The 19,893-nt window shown below is 38.6% G+C and carries 20 protein-coding genes and 1 riboswitch; of the genes, 13 read left to right on the top strand and 7 right to left on the bottom strand.

Annotated elements, in window-relative coordinates; all coding sequences use genetic code 11:
• Positions 1-763: 763 nt before the first annotated feature.
• From IEX29_RS24440 to IEX29_RS24455, 4 genes are read right to left on the bottom strand one after another with little or no spacing between them, the layout of a single operon-like run.
• Entirely contained in the window at positions 764-1,408 is a 645-nt protein-coding gene (locus tag IEX29_RS24440) for an ABC transporter permease (protein WP_188738148.1), read from the bottom strand.
• Entirely contained in the window at positions 1,408-2,316 is a 909-nt protein-coding gene (locus IEX29_RS24445; protein ID WP_188738150.1) for an osmoprotectant ABC transporter substrate-binding protein, read from the bottom strand. Before IEX29_RS24445 ends, IEX29_RS24440 begins: the two co-directional genes overlap by 1 nt.
• A gap of 16 nt (positions 2,317-2,332) precedes the next feature.
• Entirely contained in the window at positions 2,333-2,980 is a 648-nt protein-coding gene (locus IEX29_RS24450) for an ABC transporter permease (protein WP_188738152.1), read from the bottom strand.
• A gap of 18 nt (positions 2,981-2,998) precedes the next feature.
• Positions 2,999-4,147, bottom strand: a complete 1,149-nt coding sequence (locus IEX29_RS24455; RefSeq protein WP_188738154.1) for a betaine/proline/choline family ABC transporter ATP-binding protein — start codon at positions 4,145-4,147, stop codon at positions 2,999-3,001.
• A gap of 257 nt (positions 4,148-4,404) precedes the next feature.
• Between IEX29_RS24455 and IEX29_RS24460 the strand changes: the two genes are divergently transcribed.
• The 7 genes from IEX29_RS24460 to queE all read left to right on the top strand — a co-directional run bounded on the left by IEX29_RS24460 (position 4,405) and on the right by queE (position 9,561).
• Complete coding sequence (locus IEX29_RS24460) at positions 4,405-4,989, top strand: GbsR/MarR family transcriptional regulator (RefSeq protein ID WP_188738157.1); 585 nt, start codon at positions 4,405-4,407, stop codon at positions 4,987-4,989.
• Positions 4,986-5,870, top strand: a complete 885-nt coding sequence (locus tag IEX29_RS24465; protein WP_188738158.1) for a beta-keto acid cleavage family enzyme — start codon at positions 4,986-4,988, stop codon at positions 5,868-5,870. Before IEX29_RS24460 ends, IEX29_RS24465 begins: the two co-directional genes overlap by 4 nt.
• 10 nt (positions 5,871-5,880) lie before the next feature.
• Positions 5,881-6,849: a 3-hydroxyacyl-CoA dehydrogenase NAD-binding domain-containing protein gene (locus tag IEX29_RS24470; protein ID WP_188738160.1), complete on the top strand. Its 969-nt coding sequence runs from the start codon at positions 5,881-5,883 to the stop codon at positions 6,847-6,849.
• On the top strand, positions 6,836-7,309 hold the full coding sequence (locus IEX29_RS24475; protein ID WP_188738162.1) for a thioesterase family protein: 474 nt from the start codon (positions 6,836-6,838) through the stop codon (positions 7,307-7,309). The genes IEX29_RS24470 and IEX29_RS24475 overlap by 14 nt, the downstream gene beginning before the upstream one ends.
• A gap of 260 nt (positions 7,310-7,569) precedes the next feature.
• Positions 7,570-7,615: riboswitch (PreQ1 riboswitch) on the top strand.
• A gap of 83 nt (positions 7,616-7,698) precedes the next feature.
• Entirely contained in the window at positions 7,699-8,373 is a 675-nt protein-coding gene (gene queC, locus IEX29_RS24480) for a 7-cyano-7-deazaguanine synthase QueC (RefSeq protein ID WP_188738164.1), read from the top strand.
• The gene (gene queD, locus IEX29_RS24485) at positions 8,373-8,840 is read left to right on the top strand and encodes a 6-carboxytetrahydropterin synthase QueD (RefSeq protein WP_188738166.1); all 468 of its coding nucleotides are present in this window, start codon (positions 8,373-8,375) and stop codon (positions 8,838-8,840) included. Before queC ends, queD begins: the two co-directional genes overlap by 1 nt.
• Positions 8,833-9,561: a 7-carboxy-7-deazaguanine synthase QueE gene (queE, locus tag IEX29_RS24490; RefSeq protein WP_188738168.1), complete on the top strand. Its 729-nt coding sequence runs from the start codon at positions 8,833-8,835 to the stop codon at positions 9,559-9,561. The genes queD and queE overlap by 8 nt, the downstream gene beginning before the upstream one ends.
• 170 nt (positions 9,562-9,731) lie before the next feature.
• On the opposite strand, the gene IEX29_RS24495 is transcribed toward queE, so the two are convergent.
• The gene (locus tag IEX29_RS24495; RefSeq protein WP_188738170.1) at positions 9,732-10,220 is read right to left on the bottom strand and encodes a DUF1307 domain-containing protein; all 489 of its coding nucleotides are present in this window, start codon (positions 10,218-10,220) and stop codon (positions 9,732-9,734) included.
• 166 nt (positions 10,221-10,386) lie between these two features.
• On the opposite strand from IEX29_RS24495, the gene IEX29_RS24500 reads away from it, so the two are divergent.
• Positions 10,387-11,196: a DUF1835 domain-containing protein gene (locus tag IEX29_RS24500; RefSeq protein WP_188738172.1), complete on the top strand. Its 810-nt coding sequence runs from the start codon at positions 10,387-10,389 to the stop codon at positions 11,194-11,196.
• A gap of 111 nt (positions 11,197-11,307) precedes the next feature.
• On the opposite strand, the gene IEX29_RS24505 is transcribed toward IEX29_RS24500, so the two are convergent.
• Positions 11,308-12,066 (bottom strand): sulfite exporter TauE/SafE family protein, encoded by a 759-nt coding sequence (locus IEX29_RS24505; protein WP_229720377.1) that lies wholly within the window; start codon positions 12,064-12,066, stop codon positions 11,308-11,310.
• A gap of 233 nt (positions 12,067-12,299) precedes the next feature.
• Positions 12,300-13,754 carry a DASS family sodium-coupled anion symporter gene (locus tag IEX29_RS24510; protein WP_188738174.1) on the bottom strand — a complete coding sequence of 485 codons (1,455 nt, stop codon included), beginning with the start codon at positions 13,752-13,754 and terminating at the stop codon, positions 12,300-12,302.
• A gap of 256 nt (positions 13,755-14,010) precedes the next feature.
• Between IEX29_RS24510 and IEX29_RS24515 the strand changes: the two genes are divergently transcribed.
• From IEX29_RS24515 to IEX29_RS24535, 5 genes are all read left to right on the top strand, one after another.
• Positions 14,011-14,775 (top strand): ABC transporter ATP-binding protein, encoded by a 765-nt coding sequence (locus IEX29_RS24515; RefSeq protein WP_188738177.1) that lies wholly within the window; start codon positions 14,011-14,013, stop codon positions 14,773-14,775.
• Positions 14,765-16,717: an FtsX-like permease family protein gene (locus IEX29_RS24520; RefSeq protein ID WP_188738179.1), complete on the top strand. Its 1,953-nt coding sequence runs from the start codon at positions 14,765-14,767 to the stop codon at positions 16,715-16,717. Before IEX29_RS24515 ends, IEX29_RS24520 begins: the two co-directional genes overlap by 11 nt.
• A gap of 261 nt (positions 16,718-16,978) precedes the next feature.
• Entirely contained in the window at positions 16,979-17,749 is a 771-nt protein-coding gene (locus IEX29_RS24525) for an IclR family transcriptional regulator (protein ID WP_188738180.1), read from the top strand.
• A gap of 16 nt (positions 17,750-17,765) precedes the next feature.
• The gene (locus tag IEX29_RS24530) at positions 17,766-18,782 is read left to right on the top strand and encodes an ABC transporter ATP-binding protein (protein WP_229720378.1); all 1,017 of its coding nucleotides are present in this window, start codon (positions 17,766-17,768) and stop codon (positions 18,780-18,782) included.
• Positions 18,779-19,792 carry an ABC transporter ATP-binding protein gene (locus IEX29_RS24535; RefSeq protein WP_188738184.1) on the top strand — a complete coding sequence of 338 codons (1,014 nt, stop codon included), beginning with the start codon at positions 18,779-18,781 and terminating at the stop codon, positions 19,790-19,792. Before IEX29_RS24530 ends, IEX29_RS24535 begins: the two co-directional genes overlap by 4 nt.
• Positions 19,793-19,893 lie beyond the last annotated feature (101 nt).

Raw genomic sequence — 19,893 nt, forward strand, 5'->3', positions numbered from 1 at the left:
CATCCAGTTCATGTCTCGTTCCTCTTTTAGACATACGAAATACTCCCTTCTTCATAGGAGAGAATTTTTATTATTTCTCTGTCTACTATAAAGGGAGCATATCAGCTAGCAGGGGATTCTATACTGTTTGATGCAACAGAGCCAATAGAAATTAGACCAGTAAAAAACATATTTTTCGTGGTGCATATAAAAATGTCCCATCACGATTACTTTCTATTGGTGAAAGCTCTTCCTGATATTTACTATCCATGCTGTCTGCTGTGACATCATTTAAATTGCCAAATCAACCATTTGAAATGCTAAAATGATCTTTCCATCAAGCAAAAAACGGTTATTTCCAGCTTCATCAGGTATGATTTCTGTCATCCGCTGTAGAAGCCTAACTAAGCGCAGACCAACCACGTAGACTCCTATGGGAACAGGGCGAGCTGAAGATCCACTTGAAAAGCGGGTTTCTTTTCAAGTTAGCTGAAGCCGTCCCCATGGAAAGTGTAGTGGTTGGTCGGAGCGGAGCTATACACAATCTCCATCTCCATAGAAGGATGATTTAACAAAATACAAGCAGGATAATGTAGAACATGTTCATCCTGGCAGGGTAAGGTATAGATGTTTATTCTCAGGTGCGAAAGTTGAGCTAAATTATTTAAAACAACAAAATACCACTTGCTAATCAAAATAAGCAAGTGGTATTTTCCGTATCCGTCTATTTATGAATAAAGCTATTTTACAGACTGACAAAAAGGGTTCTACCATTTTATTTATGTTAATTCTTCACTGGGTTTAACATTCTTTCAATTTTACCCATAATTAGATCTGCTGCAATAGCCATCAAGGCTGTAGGAACAGCACCTGCTAAAATAATAGCCGTTCCATCTGTTGCATTTGTACCGCGTACAATGATGGAGCCAAGACCTCCTGCTCCAACAAACGTTCCGATTGCTACAACACCGATACCGACAACAAGTGCGGTGCGGATTCCTGCCATCATCACGCTGACTGCAAGAGGCAATTCTACTTTGAACAACAGCTGGGTTCGTGTCATTCCAGAAGCGTAAGCAGCTTCCTTCACTGTTTGATCAACTCCGGTTATTCCTACATAGGTATTTTGAATAATGGGCAACAAGGAATAGAAAAAAACAGTTGTAATGACAGTTGTCGTTCCAAGTCCCATCGCTACCATGGTAATAGCCATAAATCCTAATACAGGAATGGTTTGGATGATACTTCCAAGTGTCAGCACCCATCCGCTCAGTTTACCGTACCTGGCAATCAAAACGCCGATTGGAATAGAAACAATGGAAGCGAAAAGAACACCGTAGGCAGCCATTAAAAAGTGGCGGTAAAATTCTGTCCAAATGTAAAAACCATTTTGAGATACATATGTTGTGAATTGTTCCCAGATGCTCATTACATGCCCTCCTTATCTTCAAAGTAGTTGTTTTCTTCCAGAAAATTACGGGCAATGGTTGCTGGGCTGACTAATTCTACATCGCCCTGGTAATTCATTTCCTGCATATCCTCTGTCGTTACTGTATCGCTCAGCTTATCCATTACTTCTTTAATCTCCGGGTTTTCCTCCAGGATTTCATTTCTTGCTACAGGAGAAGCATCGTAAGGAGGGAAGAAGTCATCGTCCAGTACTTTTAAATCGTACGCAGCAATTCTTCCGTCTGAGGAGTAGCCAAGGACAGCATCCATATTTCCAGATGCAGCAGCTTCATATACGAGACCAATTGCCATCGGATAAACATTACCAAAAGCAAAGTGTGTCTTTGTAAAAGCTTCATAGCCGTCACCTGTACGGTTTACCCAGGCATTATCCACTCCAAAATTCATACCATCAGCAAAGGGCTTCAGATCATCCACATGTGTAATGTCATTTTCATCTGCAAATTCCTGTGTTACAGAAATGGTATAACTGTTTTCAAAACCGTAGGAGTCGCCCCATGTCTGGTTAAATTTTTCGTCAAATTCCTGCTGTACAATGTCCATTGCTTCCTCTGGATCTGTAATATCCTCGTAATTTAAAACACCAGCAATATCTGTGCCGGTATATCTGGTAGCGGTAATATCTACTTCATCCTGCATCATCGCTTGATGCAGGACCATGGTTGATCCTAAATTTGTTACTAACTCCGTATCTAAATCAGTATAATGCTCAATCATCTGAGATAGAATATTGCCCCATATTTCGGATTCTACCGTATCTAAGGTTGCAATTCGAACGGTACTTTCAGAAGGACCGCTGAGACCTGGCAGTGCACAACCTGAAAGGAGAAGTACCGAAAGAAGGGGGACCAGCAATAATTTCTTCATATATTATCCTTCCTTTTTATACAGTTTTTCTCAGAGCTTTAGGTGTTAATCCTTTTTCAAGGAGTGATAATAACCCATTGGCAATTAAAGCTAAAATCGTTGCCGGGACTGTACCCAGAACAATAAGTTCAGGTTTATACAGATTCAGACCGTCGAAAATGAGGTCACCTAAACCGCCGCCGCCGATAAATGCTGCCAGTGTAGCCCAGCCAATCAGGTAAACCGTGGCGAAGCGGATACCGGACATAATGACAGGTAAAGCCAGCGGCAGTTCAACTTTTCGAATAATCTCAAACGTACTCATTCCCATGCCTTTTCCTGCTTCTTTTAAACTTGTATTAACTTCCATAACACCTGTATACGTATTTCTAAGTATGGGAAGTACAGAATAAATAAACAAAGCAATAATCGCAGGTACAACGCCTACGCCCAGAAAAGGCATTAAAAAAGCTAAAATAGCTAAACTTGGGACGGTTTGCAATATGCCTACGAACGATATAAACCGGTCTGCTGCTTTGCTTGGTATCCGTGTCAGTAAAATTCCCAGCGGAACAGCAACCAGTACGCCTAAAACAATAGCGGCGATAGAGATATATAAATGCTCTCCCGTTTTATTTAACAAATCCCATCCATAGGATGAGAGTGTATCCATCATTGTTTGCATGCTCTGTTGCCTCCTTTATTATTCAATTGCACTGCCTTCTGTTGTTTCATCACCCCAGATGGTGTTGTACACCATATCTGCCAGCGTTGCTCTTGTTACAATTCCCGCCAGTTTATTATTCTCTGCCACAACTGGTACGTAACTGCTGCCGCGGCGAAGCATACGATACATTGTATCCCGGAGCAGGCTGTTTTTATCAACGGCATATTTGGCGGTATCCATCACTTCATAAACCTGGTTTTTCTTTTTATAGTTTGAATCAATCATTTCAATGTCGACGTAGCCTTTTAAAATTCCTGACTCATCAACTACAAGCAGAGAGTCTACTCGTTTTGCATGCATTTTCTGAATTGCTTCTTTCAGACTGCTTTCTTCTTCTATCGTGATTGGATTCGGATTCATAATCTGTTCGACCCGCGTTACTTCCGGCCGGCTTTCTAATAACCGGTCTTTTCCGATAAAGTCCTCTACAAATTCGTTAGCAGGATGACGCAGAATATCATCCGGTGTGCCGGCTTGAACGATTTCACCTTTATTCATAATAACGATCTTATCAGCCAGCTTTATCGCTTCATCCATATCATGTGTTACAAAGACAATTGTTTTATCCATTTCTCTTTGCAGCTTTTTAAACTCCTCTTGTAAACTGTCACGGGTAATCGGGTCGAGTGCCCCAAAGGGTTCGTCCATTAAAATAAGAGGGGGATTTACAGCCAAAGCTCTCAGCACCCCGATTCGCTGCTGCTGTCCGCCGCTTAGTTCATGGGGATAACGGGTTAAATACTCCTCTGGCAGATCAACTAAAGAAATAAGTTCTTTTGCTCTCTCCTGTTGTTTTTCCTTATTCCATTTTAAAAGGGATCCTACAAGAGAAATATTTTCTCCTACGGTCATATGGGGCATTAATCCGATTTGCTGAATGACATATCCAATGGATCGTCGCAGCTGGACAGCATTTTGCTTGAGAACATTTACGCCATCCACAAGAATTTCTCCGCTGGAAGGTTCAATTAACCGGTTAATCATTTTCATTGTTGTTGTTTTCCCGCAGCCGCTCGGTCCAATAAATACGACGAACTCTCCACGTTCTACTTTCAGGTTCAGTTTATGAACAGAAGGGTAGTCGTTCCCTTCGAACTGTTTTGTTACATCTTTAAACTCTAGCATCCAAAGCACCTCCATTGCTTATTTCCGTAAAACTAAATTTCAGACTTCCTAAGTATAAAAACTATCAGGTAAAAATGAAAATCCGAAAATAGCGATTAAAACCATAAAATCTGTGCAATTTAAACTTTACAAAGTATACAGAAGGGTTTATCTTAGAATTGCTTTATTTTACGACTGTTTTCTATAGTATCTGCTTTTTTCATTTTTGTTTGATTCATGTTAAAGTGGCACATATACAGGAAAAAGGGGGCTTGACGATGGAATCATTTTCAAACGATCAATTGCTTCAAGAAATTAAATCCTGCGAGGATCTGCTCACAGATCGAATTGCAGATAATATGGAGACTTTCGGCGTATCTTCAACGGTCGGCCGTCTGCTCGGCATTATTTATATGAACAGAGAGGCGATGACTTTAGATTCACTGGCTGATGAAACTGGTATGAGTAAAACAAGAATGAGCCAGGTCATGAGACAGATGATTTCACTAAATATCGCTGAAAAAGAATATGTTAAGGGCAGCCGCAAGGATCATTACAATGTGGAACGCGACTATGCGCAAACGTTTATTTCATTATTTACAAGTAACTGGTCAGAGGTTGTAAAACGTAATACCAGTTTAGAGCGCCGTCTTAGAGAACAAATTCGTCATTTAGAAACTTTCTTGACGAAGGATTCTACGGAAGATGTAAAAGTTCGAATGGAGAGATTACAGCAGGAATTGGATGAATGGAATGCTTATTATAATTGGATTGATAATCTTGTTGCATTTTTTGAAAGTGGAGAGATTTTTAAACATGTTCCCATCGTCCCCCAAAAACAAGAAGGAGGAAGCGCAAAATGAAAAATAAACGAATTATCACCGCGGCAGTAACTGGCGCAGGAGATACAACAGGGAAAAGCAGATATGTCCCGATTACGCCAAAAGAAATTGCAGAATCTGCTATTGAATCAGCAAAAGCAGGTGCGGCAATTGCACATATTCATGTTCGTGATCCAAAGACGGGTAAGCTCAGTCACGATGTAGGTCTTTTTAAAGAGACTGTAGAACGAATCCGGGAATCAGACACAGATGTGATTATTAATATTACTGCCGGCGGTGGCGGAGACTTTGTTCCTGACCTTGAAAATCCGGCACAGGGAGGCCCGGGAACAGATATTCAGACACCGCAGGAACGGCACGAACCTGTCAGTAAATTGCTTCCGGAGCTCACGACACTGGATTGCGGCAGCCTGAACTTTGGTAATCAGGTATATTTAGGACCAGAGGATTGGCTTCGCGATCATGCCAAGCTGATTAAAGAGAGTGGCGTTAAACCGGAAATGGAAGTTTTTGATACAGGACATATCCGCCTTGCCAACCAACTAATTTCCGAAGGGCTGGTGGAAGGAACACCAATGTATCAATTTTGTCTTGGTATTCCGTGGGGCGCTGATGCTGATTCAGAAACAATCGAATATATGAAAAGACGTGTTGTCGAAGGCTCCCACTGGTCCGCATTCGGAATTGGCCGCATGCAGCTGCCGATTGTTGCACAGGCTGCTTTGCTTGGCGGAAATGTCCGTGTTGGATTAGAAGACAATTTATATTTGGAAAAAGGTGTACTTGGTACCAATGAACAGCTGGTAGATCAAGCTGTCAATATTTTAAGCAGTGTGAAGCTGGAGCCGATGACAGCGGCAGAAGCAAGAGAACATTTAAATTTAAAAACATTTAATTCTTAAGAGGTGAACTATGGCACAAAAGACAATGGCAGTTTTAGGAACCGGAGTTATCGGCAATGGCTGGATTGCCCGCTTTTTAGCAAGCGGTCATAAAGTCAATGCTTTTGATCCGGCTCCTGGCGCAAAAGAAAAAACAGAAAAAATGATAGATGAAATTTGGACAACATTGGAAGAGTTTGGAATAAGCGATGAAGCAGCAAAGGAAAATCTCAGCTTTTATGATACCCTGGAAGAGGCTGTAAAAGAAGCTGATTTGATACAAGAAAACGTTCCTGAGCAGGAAGCGTTGAAGAAAAAGGTATTGGCACAAGTCGATGCAGCAGCTAAACCAACAGCGATTATTGCATCCAGTACCTCCGGTTATATGCCTTCCGTACTGCAGGAGGACTGTGCTCGCCATCCAGAGCGCGTTATTGTTGCGCATCCATTTAATCCAGTGTATTTAATACCGCTGGTAGAAATAGCTGGAGGCAAACAAACAGAAAGAAGTTACATGGAAAAAGCAGAAAAAATGTATGAAAGCATGAATATGAAGCCGCTTGTGATGAAAGGCGAAATTGATGGCCATATTGGTGACCGGCTGATGGAAGCTATTTGGCGTGAAGGTCTTCATATTGTCAACGATGGCGTTGCCACAACTGAAGAAGTGGATAAGGCGATTGTCTATGGACCTGGTCTGCGCTGGGCCTTGATGGGACCATTTTTGACACTTCATTTAGCCGGTGGTAAAGACGGTATGAAACACATGCTTGAACAGTTTGGACCCGCGCTGAAGCTTCCTTGGACCCGCCTGGTGGCTCCTGAATTGACCGAAGAATTAAGTGAGAAAGTTATTTCAGGAACTGCAGCACAAAGTGGGGATGTACCAATTGAAGATCTGGAGCATCGTCGTGACCGCTTCTTGATTAAATTGATGGGTCTTTTAGAGGAAGAAGGTTTCTGGCCGGCTGAAAGGTTGCTTTCCTATGACAGAAAGTAAGCAAGTATGGAAGGGCAATGTATTGCCTGAATGGGTAGATTATAATGGGCATTTGAATGACGCATACTATGCTTTGATTTTCAGCCACAGCCTGGATGCTTTAATGGATGAAATTGGGCTTGATGAAGCAGGAAGAAAAGCAAATGCTTATACTATTTTTACCTTGGAAGCGCATATTAAATATTTAAAAGAAGCGCATGAAAATGAAGAACTGCATACGAATGTTACTGTTCTGAACAAGGATGAAAAGCGTATGCATCTTTGGTTTGAAATGAAAAATAAAGAAAATACAACAGTGGCAACCAGTGAACAGATGGTAATGGGGATAGATCAGTCCTCAGGGCGTCCTGCGCCATTTCCAGAAACAGTTGATGTGAAGATTAATCAATTCCCTGGATTGCCAAAAGAAAATTGGCCTGCTGGAGCAAATACACTTATGGGTATTCGTGAGAAAAAATAAAATACACTTTTGACGGATAGAAAAGCATTTTTATCGGCTTAGGTAATATATGCTCCCTTTATTGTGGACTGAGAAATAATAAACATTCTCTCACGTGGTAAAGGGAGCATTTGCTATGTCCGAAAGAACAGATATCATACGCTGTTAGGCCGTATTACCAGCAGAAAAATAAATCAACGCTTGAAAAAATGCTAACATCATCAGGAAAAATATGTTATACTGCCATTTGTATTCAATATGAATAAAATCTACGAAATGAAGTAGAAGAGGTTCTAGCTAACACCCTCTATAAAAAACTAAGGATAACCATATCGAGCCTTAGGTATGGTTTTTTATTATTTTCTGGGTGTATAGGATTCTCTTTTTCAAATTGGAAAGGGGATTTTTTTATGGAAAAAAATAATAAGCGGGCAGTAGTTGTATTTAGCGGCGGGCAGGATAGCACCACCTGTTTATTTTGGGCATTAGAAAAATTTGAGCATGTGGAATTAGTGACCTTTGATTACAATCAGCGGCATAGCCTGGAGATTGAAGTAGCCAGGGAAATTGCTGAAGACCAAGGGTTGAAACATCATATTCTGGATATGTCATTACTGAATCAATTAGCTCCCAATGCTCTGACAAGAGCGGATATAGAAGTGGAAAATGCCGAAGCGGAAGGAGAATTACCAAATACATTTGTTCCGGGAAGGAATTTACTGTTTCTTTCGTTTGCAACGATTTTAGCTAATCAAATTGATGCAAAGCATATTATTACCGGTGTATGTGAAACAGATTTTAGTGGATATCCGGATTGCTGTGATATCTTTACCAAATCTTTAAATGTCACGTTAAATCTGTCAATGGACGAAGATTTTGTAATCCATACTCCATTAATGTGGCTGGACAAAGCAGAGACATGGGAAATGGCGGACGGGCTGCAAGTCTTCGATTATATCAGAGAAAGAACCTTAACGTGTTATAACGGCATAAGAGGGGCCGGGTGCGGAGAATGTCCGGCATGTCAATTGCGTCAGCGGGGGTTAGATCAATATCTGGCAAGAAGGCAGAAGGTGAATCCATAATGTTCGGGTTTCGTATTGTTGAAGAGCTGCAAAAACTGGATGAAGATATTCAAAGAGAACAGTTAGCCTACCATCAAAAACGAGTGATGGTAAGTAAAGAATTTACATTTGATGCGGCACATCACCTTCATTGTTATGAGGGAAAATGTAAAAATCTTCACGGGCATACCTATAAAGTTATATTCGGTATCAGCGGTTTTGTTGATGAAATCGGCTTAGTTATTGATTTCTCTGATATAAAAAAGATTTGGAAGGACAAGATAGAAGTATTTTTAGACCATCGTTATTTAAATGAAACATTACCGAAAATGAATACAACTGCAGAGAATATGGTCGTCTGGATTTTTGAACAAATGGAAGAAGCAATCCGTGACCTGCCAAACCATTGTCGAGTAGAATTTGTTAGGCTGTTTGAAACGCCGACGAGTTATGCAGAGGCAAGACGGGAGTGGATTTATCATGCGTAAAATACCTGTTTTAGAGATATTTGGACCTACGATTCAGGGGGAAGGGATGGTAGTAGGGCGTAAGACGATGTTTGTAAGAACAGCTGGATGTGATTATCGATGTGCATGGTGTGATTCCTCGTTTACATGGGATGGAAGTGCCAAAGAAGATATCGTTCAGATGACGAGTGAAGAGATTTGGCAGCGGCTGAAAGAAATAGGCGGCAATCAATTTGATCATGTGACGATTTCAGGAGGAAATCCAGCTTTATTATCCGCTATGGATAATCTGGTCGATTTGCTTCAGAAAAATAATATCGAGGTTGCCCTGGAAACACAAGGAAGCCGTTATCAGGATTGGTTTGTAAAAATTGACGACTTGACCATTTCCCCGAAGCCGCCAAGCTCCAATATGAAAACAAACTGGGAGAAGCTGGATGATATCATCCAGCAGCTGAAAGCGAATAAGCGATTAATACATACCAGCTTAAAGGTTGTCATTTTTGATAAAGAAGATCTCCGTTACGCTGAAAAAGTGCATCAGCGCTATCCGGAGCTTGCTTTTTTCCTGCAGGTAGGAAATGACGATTTAGAGGAAGCAGAACCGCAGCAATTATCCCGGCATTTATTAAATAAATATGAATGGCTAATTAATGAAGTAGTGGCCTCTACAGTGTTGAATCGGGTTCGTGTTCTGCCGCAGGTACATGCGTTAGTTTGGGGAAATAAGCGTGGGGTGTAGTAATAAAAAGGCAATTCATTTACTACCCGCTCATTAGGTTTTAGCCTGCATTTTTAATGGGTAGTATTGGAGAAGTCAGACTGACTTCTCCAGTATTCATTTTTAAGTCAAAGAGCGGCGAACCCAGAGGGAGCGGCTCCAAAACATTCACTTTCATCTAACGATTTATACTATTCCATTTCCAGTCCAATCTCCTCTAAATGCTTCATATAATTTTCTGTTTTCAAATCATCCTTGTCAGAAACTGCTGCGTCAATTTCAATAATGTCCTGCAGATCAGCTTCTGTGAAATCAAAATATGATTTCACAATAAAACGGTCATCTTCATAAATATACCCGGTTTCCAAGCCATCAACAGCATTCAACTCTGCATATTGTTCCATATTTGTATCATGCTGTGACTCCATTGCTTCTCTAGTTGTTCCATCTGTTCCTAAATCAGAGTAGTACATCATATTTTCATATTTTACCGTTTGTACACGTCCATTTTCAGCCTCTATCGTGACTGTAGTTGTTACTTCATCCTGATCAGCTGATAAAATCACGGTCCCGTCAGTTGGGTAGGATGGCTTAAGCCAAACAAAAATGACTAATCCAAGAATAATAACAAGAGCAATTATAAATCCGATCGTTTTTGTTTTTGTCATTTTTTTACTCATTTTCTTAGATATCCTCCAATATATTAAATTAATATAATTAGGATATCTAATTAAAATATGGAAGTCAATGGAAAATGAATCATTGTAATAGTATCATCTAATGGAGATGAACAAAGAAAAGCTGTTATCATGAAATAAAATGATCTTAGTGGAGGAGTGATTGTATATGAAACACCTTATATTTGGAAATACAGCAGCCGGCGGCTTAAAGCATGCGTTCCGTAAGCAAAATCATCAAATTATCAGTTTCCCAATTGATTTTTCAGCAGGGCCAATTACGAATATTCATCAGCCTTGTGGCATTAAGGATCATTTTGCCTGGAAAGCTTCTTGTTTTCAGGAGGGGCAGGACTTTCATGTGGATCAATCTGTTTATCAGGAAACGTTGAAGCAATTAGCAGAAATAAAAGATGGTGATAAACTGATCATTTGGACCTGTGAAAATGCCTCCGAGCAAATCGGTCTTCGAATCAGCTGCTATTTATTAAATGGTAAAGATGTGGAGCTGAGGATAGTAAATACCGCTGACGCAATGAAGGAATATATGAAGGGGAAAGAAATAGAAGTTATTATTCTTTCCACGGCTGATTGTAATGCGAAACAGCTAATCCATTTTTATAATCATTCCTATTCTTACATAACAAAAGAAATGCGGCAAACGTTCGAGCGGGAGGGAGAAGAAATACTTAAGCGTATCAGTTTAGCTCGTTCCTGGAAGCAAGGGGAAATAATAGATGAATTAGAAACAAGAGATGATACCTTGATTATAGAATATATAAAAAGCATGGAACAAAAAGGAGAGGAAGAAACCTTTATCAATGCAGCAAGAGTAGTTGGAGGCGTATTAACGGAGTCTGATCAATTCTTTTCCGATCTATGGATTGAGTACCGGATCCGTTCGCTTATCCAGTCTGGCTATCTGATGTATGAAGGAAGTCTTCAATCCATGCGGACGTACGGTGTAAGAGTTGCTTAAAATAAGTTTAGATTGACATAGCTATGCCCCTATCAAAAGGTGATACATATCAGCGCCTTTTGATAGGGGCATGGTATATCTTATTTTATTGATTTTTTCCGTATTGGCAGGCTAAAGCAATAAAATAATTCCCCCAAGCATTGGTACAGCAACCATAGCGATTTTTAATACCCTTGGAGGTAACCGAGTAGTAAATTTAGCGCCGATATAAGAACCTACAATCGTTCCCGCAACGACCTCTGCAAATAATTTTAAATCAAGAAATCCTACTGTATAATAACCGATGCCGCCAACTAATGCGATTGGTATAATAACAAGCATAGTGGTACCTGCAGAGAGTTGAAGCGATAAACCGAAGAAGACAAGCAGCCCGATTTGAATAAATGGGGTGGACCCGATGCCAAATACACCGGATAACAGACCAGTCACGATACCGATACCGCCTGCCGTCATCCAAAATCTGCTTCTTGATGAGCGATTTTTCTCTGCAAATGTTTGCGTGGCAAACCTGCCGAAGCCGACCGTAACACGAATCCAAAGCAAAATTGCCGATAAAAACAGCATTCCGGCTGTAAACCATTTTAAATCACTTTCCGGAATGAAAACCGCCAGCCTTGATCCGAAAAAAGCACCAATTCCTCCAAACACCCCCGTTGCTAACCCTATTTTTAACATGGTATTTCTCTCTCTCAGGTGACTGATTGTACCGGATAATGATGTGAAAACCATTGCTGCCAGAGATGTCCCAAGCGCTGTATGTATCGGGACATCAAAAACTTCACTCAGCATGGCAATAATAAAACCGGCGCCCCCGGCTCCGATAAACCCAAGTAACATCCCAATAACAAGCATCGTTAGTAAAACAATCAAAATTAAAATCCCTTTCTTTTCTTAAACTACATGAAGTATTATAGCATATTAGCTGAAAAATATTGGATCGCGGGCTTTGTGCAGAAGTCTTATCAGGTAAGGACATATTAGTTAAGTGATGCGTTCTTGCTGTTAATATATATTCGGAATATAAAAAAGCGGAATACAAAATCATACATCGTTACGTTTTGTATCCGCTTATAGATATTTGAATATAGCCGTACGCTGATAAATTATAACAGCCCAATCCACTGCCAATAGGTTGCGCTAAACAGAATGATAAGTAAATATCCGATCACTGTAAGCGGCACACCGGATTTGATAAATTGTTTTAAGGTAAATGTTCCGGCTCCATATGCCAGCATATTTTGCGGGGCACTGACCGGTAATAGGAAACCGAAGCTGATAACAAATTGCATAATCAAAACAAGTCCCGGACCATTAAAGGCTTCCGGTTCCATGGAGCCGACTAAAGCAATAACAATCGGAATAAAAGCAGATGCCAGACTGGTTGCGCTGGCAAATCCTAAATGAATCAAAATATTAAATAAAGCAAGCACTGCAATCATAGCAACCAGAGGCAGGGAGGACACGCCGAGTAACTCAAAGGAATTAGAAGAAAGCCAGGTAGCTCCCTCTGTCGCTAACAGGACAATCCCTAATGAAATCCCCGTTGCAAATACAATTAATGTGCCCCAAGGAACCTTGGTCTGCACTTCCTTCCAGGAAAAGATGCTAATAACAGGTGTCAGCATGACGGCAACAGCAACAATGGTAACTGTAGTAGAATCTAAAGGATGCAAAATACCTTCTGTGGACCAGAATAATAACAGTAATCCGGCAATAATAACCAAACGCCATTCCTTACCGCTCATTTTTCCCAGCTCATCCAGCTGCTTGCCGATACTTATTCCTTCTGGCATCTCCGACATATTTGGCTTTATCAGATTGACCATAACAACGTAAAGTACAATGGACATGATAAATGCCCAGGGAGCAGCATAGAGAAACCATTCTCCCCATGTTACATTTATTCCAAATGCAGATTCCATAAATCCTAAAGCAACCATATTTTGTGCGGCTGCTGTTTTTATACCAATGTTCCAAATGGAAATAGACTGTACAGCAGTAATCATTAATAGTGCTGCCAGTTTACTTTGCTTTGCTAATCCAAATGCAGCAACAATTCCTAGCAGGATTGGTACAAGTGTACCTGCACGGGCAGTAGCACTTGGCACAAACAGGGCAAGCACAAAGCTGACAATAATTGTTCCTAAAACGAGCGCACCAGGCTTTGTCCCGACCTTCGACATAATATACAGCGCTATTCTTTTATGGAGTCCGGTAATTTCCATAGCTGTTGCCAAAACAAGTGCCCCTCCAACAAGCAATACAGCGGAAGAACTGAATCCTTCTACTGCCATACCAAGTCCCTGGCTCGTTCCATAAATTACTCCCGGGTCTTCGATAGTAGGGGATATTCCGATCAGGACAGCCAGCAAACTGACGATCATTACCGCACTGACAGGATAAGAAACCGCTTCCGTAACCCATAAAACAACGGCAAAGGCTAGGACAGCCAGCGCTCTTTGTCCCACCAGCGCCAATGAATCAGGATTAGGCAAGATTAAAATAATAATAAGAACTAAAAAAGCTGCAATGAGTGCAATAGCATCTTTCTTTTTCATGAAAACCCCTCCCTTTATTTACCTTTATTATAATATATAATGTCTTATTTGTGATGTATTTCACATGTTACAGAATAATAAATTTGTATAATACTTCACAAAATATTCATGGAAGCAAAGAAGAATTCCTTCATTTAAATTTTGCTATACATTATAATTAATACTATCTCAATTATTTCATCATGATTCAGTTGTTCATGAAAAATGTAAGCGGTTTATAATTTATTAAAAGACATATTAGAAAAGGAGAGAAGGAGTGGCGATATTAGAGGCAAGTCATATCGTAAAGATTTATGGAGATATAAAAGAAGAGAGAACAACACAAGCATTAAATGAGATTAGTCTTTCTATTAATAAAGGAGAATTTATTGCTATTATGGGAGCCTCCGGCAGCGGAAAAACAACATTGCTGAATATATTGAGCGGTTTGGATAAGCCGACCTCTGGAGAAGTGACCATTGCCGGAGAAAAAATTAATGAAATATCACGTAATCAGCTGGCGCTTTTCCGGCGGCAGCAATTAGGCTTTGTATTTCAGGATTTTAATTTATTAGATAGCTTGACGGTCAAGGAGAACATGATGCTGCCGATGATATTGGAGAAAAAAACGACAGAGGATATCAATCAGAAAGTGCAGGAACTGGCTGCTCTGTTTGGAATTGAGAATATTTTAGATAAATACCCATATCAAATATCCGGCGGACAGCAGCAACGAACAGCAGTCAGCCGTGCCTTAGTAAACAATCCAAGTATTATATTAGCGGATGAGCCGACCGGAAATTTGGATTCCGCATCCTCTGCCGATATTATGGAATGCTTTGAAACCATTGTGGAAAATTCATCTGCAGCGATACTTCTTGTAACCCATGATATTTTTGCAGCAAGCTATTGTCAAAAAGTAGTATTTATCAAAGATGGCGCGATTCATTCAAGCATTGTCCGGGAAAACAGCAGGGAGGAATTTGCGCAGCTGATTATGGCAGAACTCTCCGTTTTAGGAGGGCGTAGGGATGTCTTTTAGCCGAATCGTTTGGAAGATGGCCAAAGCAAATTACAAGAAGTATATCTTTTATTATTTATGTAATACATTTGCTGTGATGTTTTTCTTTATTTTTTCTACCATATACTTTAATCGGCAGGTAGATGAAGTCAAAATTTCAGGATCTATTCAATACCTTTTAATTATACCCGGAGTTACACTTGTTTTATTTACCATCTTATTTATCAGCTATGCACATCAAATTTTTATCAAGCAGAGAAGAAGTGAATTTGGACTCTTTATAACCTTGGGAATGACTGACAGAGATATCGTCAAGCTAGTCTTATTGGAAAGTACGGTTATTGGTCTCCTGTCTCTGACTTCCGGGATTATAGGCGGAATGATCTTTTCTAAAGGAATCTTTTTTCTATTAATGTACAGCGTTGGAATTGGGAAAGTGGCATTTCATTTAAGCAGTAACATGTTTTTGTATACAGTCGTTATTTTTATAATTATTTTTATGATTGCTATTGGAAGGTCGCTTTATCTAATCTTTACGCAAAATGTTATCACAAATATCAAAAGTAAAAAAACAGCTGCTGCATTAGAAAAAAATAGCCCGGTAATCGGAGGGATAGGTGCTGCCTTTGTTATTCTTTCTATTATCGGTGTTTATTTTACCTATGCTTATTTAAGCTTCGGAGGAGAATTATTATATTTCTGGGCCATTTGCACAATATTAGGGGTCTATATCAGTCTTAATCAGTTTATCAGCCTTTTTATTGAGTACGTTAGAAAAAAAGAAACCTATTATTACCCGAGAATGTTATTTTTAACAAATATCAATTATAAATTTAAGCATCTTACCACGATTTTAACACTGGTCATCAGCTTAGTGATGGTTACTGTTTTGTATGGAACACTTAACTTAAGTATTTACAGCATTGAAAAGAAAGAGGTATTAGAAAACAAGCCCTATGATATTGCATTTCTGCAAACGGAAACAAAAAATAATCTGGATCAGGAAACCGTTTATTCTATTATTGATCAAGAGGATAACAGAATCCAAGAATACCTGCAAATACCTGTATATACACATTATGAAAGGTGGGAAGCTGACAATTCGCCTGTTTCTTATTCGTTTATGCCTGCAGAATCATTCCGGGAGCTGACTTCCAAGTCTTTTGAATTAGAGAGTGATGAAATGCTTTATTATATCAATTTTGAATTCGAGAATTCTGAACTTGATAAGTATTATTGGGATAATGCTGCCCGCTTTGCGGAGGAAAATTTAGACTTCAATCTAAAGGAAATCATTGCAGAGAATGATATGAATGTTATCGGCGATGGCGCTTTTTTCATCATTAATCATTTAGAATTTGAACAATTAGAAAATCAATTTGACGGTTATAAATCAGTTATCCATCAAATCAATGTAGAAGATTGGCGGGAATCGGAGGAAGCAACCGATAAACTGGAAGAGGCTTTTCAAGCTTTTAATAAAGAGACCCCACCTATAATGGATGAACGAACAGAAGGATTAACGGAAGAGGAATTTTTCAAGGTGGGCTCTAAAATAAAGGCTTTTCAATCAATAAAAATAGAGAATGGAATCAGCTTCTTTGTAATGACAGCACTCAGTATTATTTTCTTTTTTGGTTCGTTTATTCTGCTCTATTTAAATCTTTTTTCAGAGATTGAGAATGAAAAAGAGAAATACCGTAAACTGCATGCGATAGGGATTACGGATGAGGAGGTCAAACAAAATATAACAAAGGAGATTAGAGCTATTTTCTTTATGCCGGCGATTATTGGAGTCATTCTGGCTTTCGGTTATTTTATTTCTATGATGCGGGATATAGGAGGAATAATGGCTAACCCTGGATTGCTGTTGTACTTTAGCGGAATTGCAATTGTGTATCTTCTTGTGCAGTTTATTTTTTATATGTATGCGCGGAAGAAGATAATTCATAAGTTAATGTGAAAAAGAATATGTTTTAATTTCGCCTTACCAATAAGATGAAATTCATAAAGAAATAGTATAAGAAGCAATTTATTTCAAAGTTATTAGATCATTGTATTCAACAATGGTTTAATAACTTTTTTTGTTAAACCATAATTAATTAATAAAATTAGAATTTTTTAAAAAATATATTTACTTTACTTTATTTAAATGATATTATTTCATTTAAACAAATATAGATACAGTGGTTCTAAAATAGAACCGTAATGAAGGTGGGATAAAATGACTTCAAAAACTTTAAATAAAGCATTATCAGTGCTTAATGCATTTACAATTGAAAAACCGACATGGGGGCTTAGAGAGCTTGCGAGACATTTGGAAATAAGTCATACAATTATTTATCGACTTTTAGTTACATTCGAACAAAATGGATATCTAATTTATGATGAGGAAACAAAAAAGTATCAATTAGGAATTAAATTTATAGAGTTAAATCAAGTGGTAGAAGAAAATTTAAATATATCTAATGTATTAGAGCCGATTATGAAAAAAATTTCTGAAGAAACCGGGGAGAGTGTTGTTTTAACTCTTCTTGATAATGAAGAGGGGGTGTATACCAAAATAATTGAATCAAATCAGAATGTAAGGTTTTCTGAAACAGTCGGAAGGAGAAGCCCTTTATATATAGGCGCTTCACATAAAATTATTTTAGCTTATTTACCTGTACCTGTACAAAAGAAGATATTTAATCAATGGAAAACAACCAAGAAGAAACAAAATGATACTATAGAGAAATTTATTAATAATATAGATAAAATCAAATTACAAGGCTGGTTATTTACTGCTAATGAAACATTCGATGAAGTATCGGCTGTGGCGATTCCGTTATTTGATATGAAGAAGAATGTTATCGGTTCACTTTCTGTTGCTGGACCAAGCTATAGACTAACAAAAATTAAATCTGAAGAGATTGTAAAGATTCCAAAAAAGTATCAACAGGAAATAAATTTAATATTAGATAAAATCTATTTACCTTCAAAACGAAATGAATAAAGTGAGGAGGGATAAATTGGACAAAATATTGCAGGTTAAGAATTTAGTAACTGGTTATCAAGGAAAAAATACTTTTATGAAAGCGGTTGACGGTGTTTCTTTTGACATTGACAGAGGAGAAACAGTCTGTATTGTTGGAGAATCAGGCAGTGGGAAAAGTGTTACATCGATGAGCATTATGAGATTAATAGAATATGAAAACGGCAAGATTATTGAAGGAGATATTATATTTAATGGAGAGAATATTGTAGAAAAAAATAATTATGAAATGAGAAAAATAAGGGGTTCAAAAATATCAATGATATTTCAGGAACCTCTAACGGCTTTAAATCCAGTATTTACAATAGGCAGACAAATTGTTGAAGCTATACGTTTTCATCAATCTGTAAAGAAAAAAGAGGCATATAAGCAGGCAGAAGAATTGATTCAATTAGTAGGGATTTCAGACCCAAGGACAAGATTAAAGCAATATCCTTATGAATTATCGGGTGGTATGAGACAGAGGGTAATGATTGCTATAGCTTTAGCTTCCAACCCTCAACTATTAATTGCTGATGAGCCTACTACCGCTCTCGATGTTACAATAGAAGCCCAAATTTTAGATTTACTGCGCAAGTTAAAAAAAGAGAAAAAAATGTCCATTATGCTTATTACACACGATATTGGAGTAGCTGCTGAAATGGCTGACAAAGTAATTATCATGTATGCAGGTAAAATAATGGAAATTTCAAGTGCTGAAGATTTTTTTGAAAATCCGATTCATCCTTATTCAAGAGGTTTGTTAGAATCTGTCCCTAAAATGACAGGTGAAAGAGGAGTGAAACTTAATTCTATTTCAGGGTCCATACCTAGTCTATCAAACGTTCCATCTGGATGCCGCTTTTCACCAAGATGTCCGTTTGCTACTGAACAATGCATAAACCAGGAGCCGGTGTTAGAGAAATTTAAAGATCGCCAGGTTGCTTGCTGGAATATCGATAATGTACTTCGTGATCACTTAAAGAACCAAACAGATTCGGAGGTGTTTCAATGAATCCCCCTCTGTTAAAAATTGAAAATTTAAAGAAACACTTTGTCATTAAAAATGGTAACAGCTTCGTTGCTAATAATAAAAAAGCTGTGAAAGCAATTGATGATGTTTCACTGGAAATCTTTCAAGGAGAAACCTTAGGTTTAGTTGGAGAGTCAGGTTGTGGTAAATCAACGCTTGGGAAAAATATTCTACGTTTACAAGAGCCAACTGAAGGACAAGTTTTTTTCAAAGATAAGGATATATTGAAATATAACAATCGGGAATTAAGAAGACTTCGTAAGGAAATGCAGATTATATACCAAGACCCTTTTGGTTCCTTGAATCCTCGATTTACTATCGGAGAGATTATTGGGGAAATGTATGAAATACACAAAACAGATAGGGAAATAGACAAATTGAGTGAAATCAAAAAAATGCTGGAGCTGGTAGGTCTCGACTCAGAAAGATATAACAGCTATCCACATGAATTGTCAGGTGGACAGAGGCAGCGTGTAGGTATTGCAAGAGCCTTAGCTTTAAATCCGGATTTTGTTGTTGCAGATGAACCTGTATCTGCTTTGGATGTATCCGTTCAATCACAAATAATCAATTTATTAATGGATTTAAAAAAAGATCTCGGACTGACTATGCTGTTTATTGCACATGGATTAAACGTTGTGCGGCATATCTCCGACCGTGTAGGTGTAATGTATTTAGGAAGAATTGTAGAAATTTCGGAAACAGATAAGATATTTGATACACCTGCTCATCCTTATACAGCAGCTTTATTATCAACAGTGCCTGATGTTAATGCTAGTTTACGGAAAGAAAGAATTGTTCTTAAAGGAGAGGTCCCATCTCCTGCAAATCCACCATCAGGGTGTCATTTCCGGACAAGATGTCCCTTAGCTACAGAAAAATGTCAATTAGAAGTTCCTAAAATGCAGGAAATTCGAAAAGGACATTATGTTTCATGTCATTTTCCACTTAAAGCTAATCAGTCATTAAAAGATGTTGTATCAAACTTATAAATAAGAAGGATAGTTATGTGTTCAAAGAATGATAGGATGCATTGCCCGAAGTTAAGCGGGAAAATTTTAAGGTTACAAATAACTTTATTTATCAGAAGATT

It is taken from the genome of Oceanobacillus neutriphilus (assembly GCF_014645515.1).
Lineage (GTDB): Bacteria > Bacillota > Bacilli > Bacillales > Amphibacillaceae > Oceanobacillus > Oceanobacillus neutriphilus.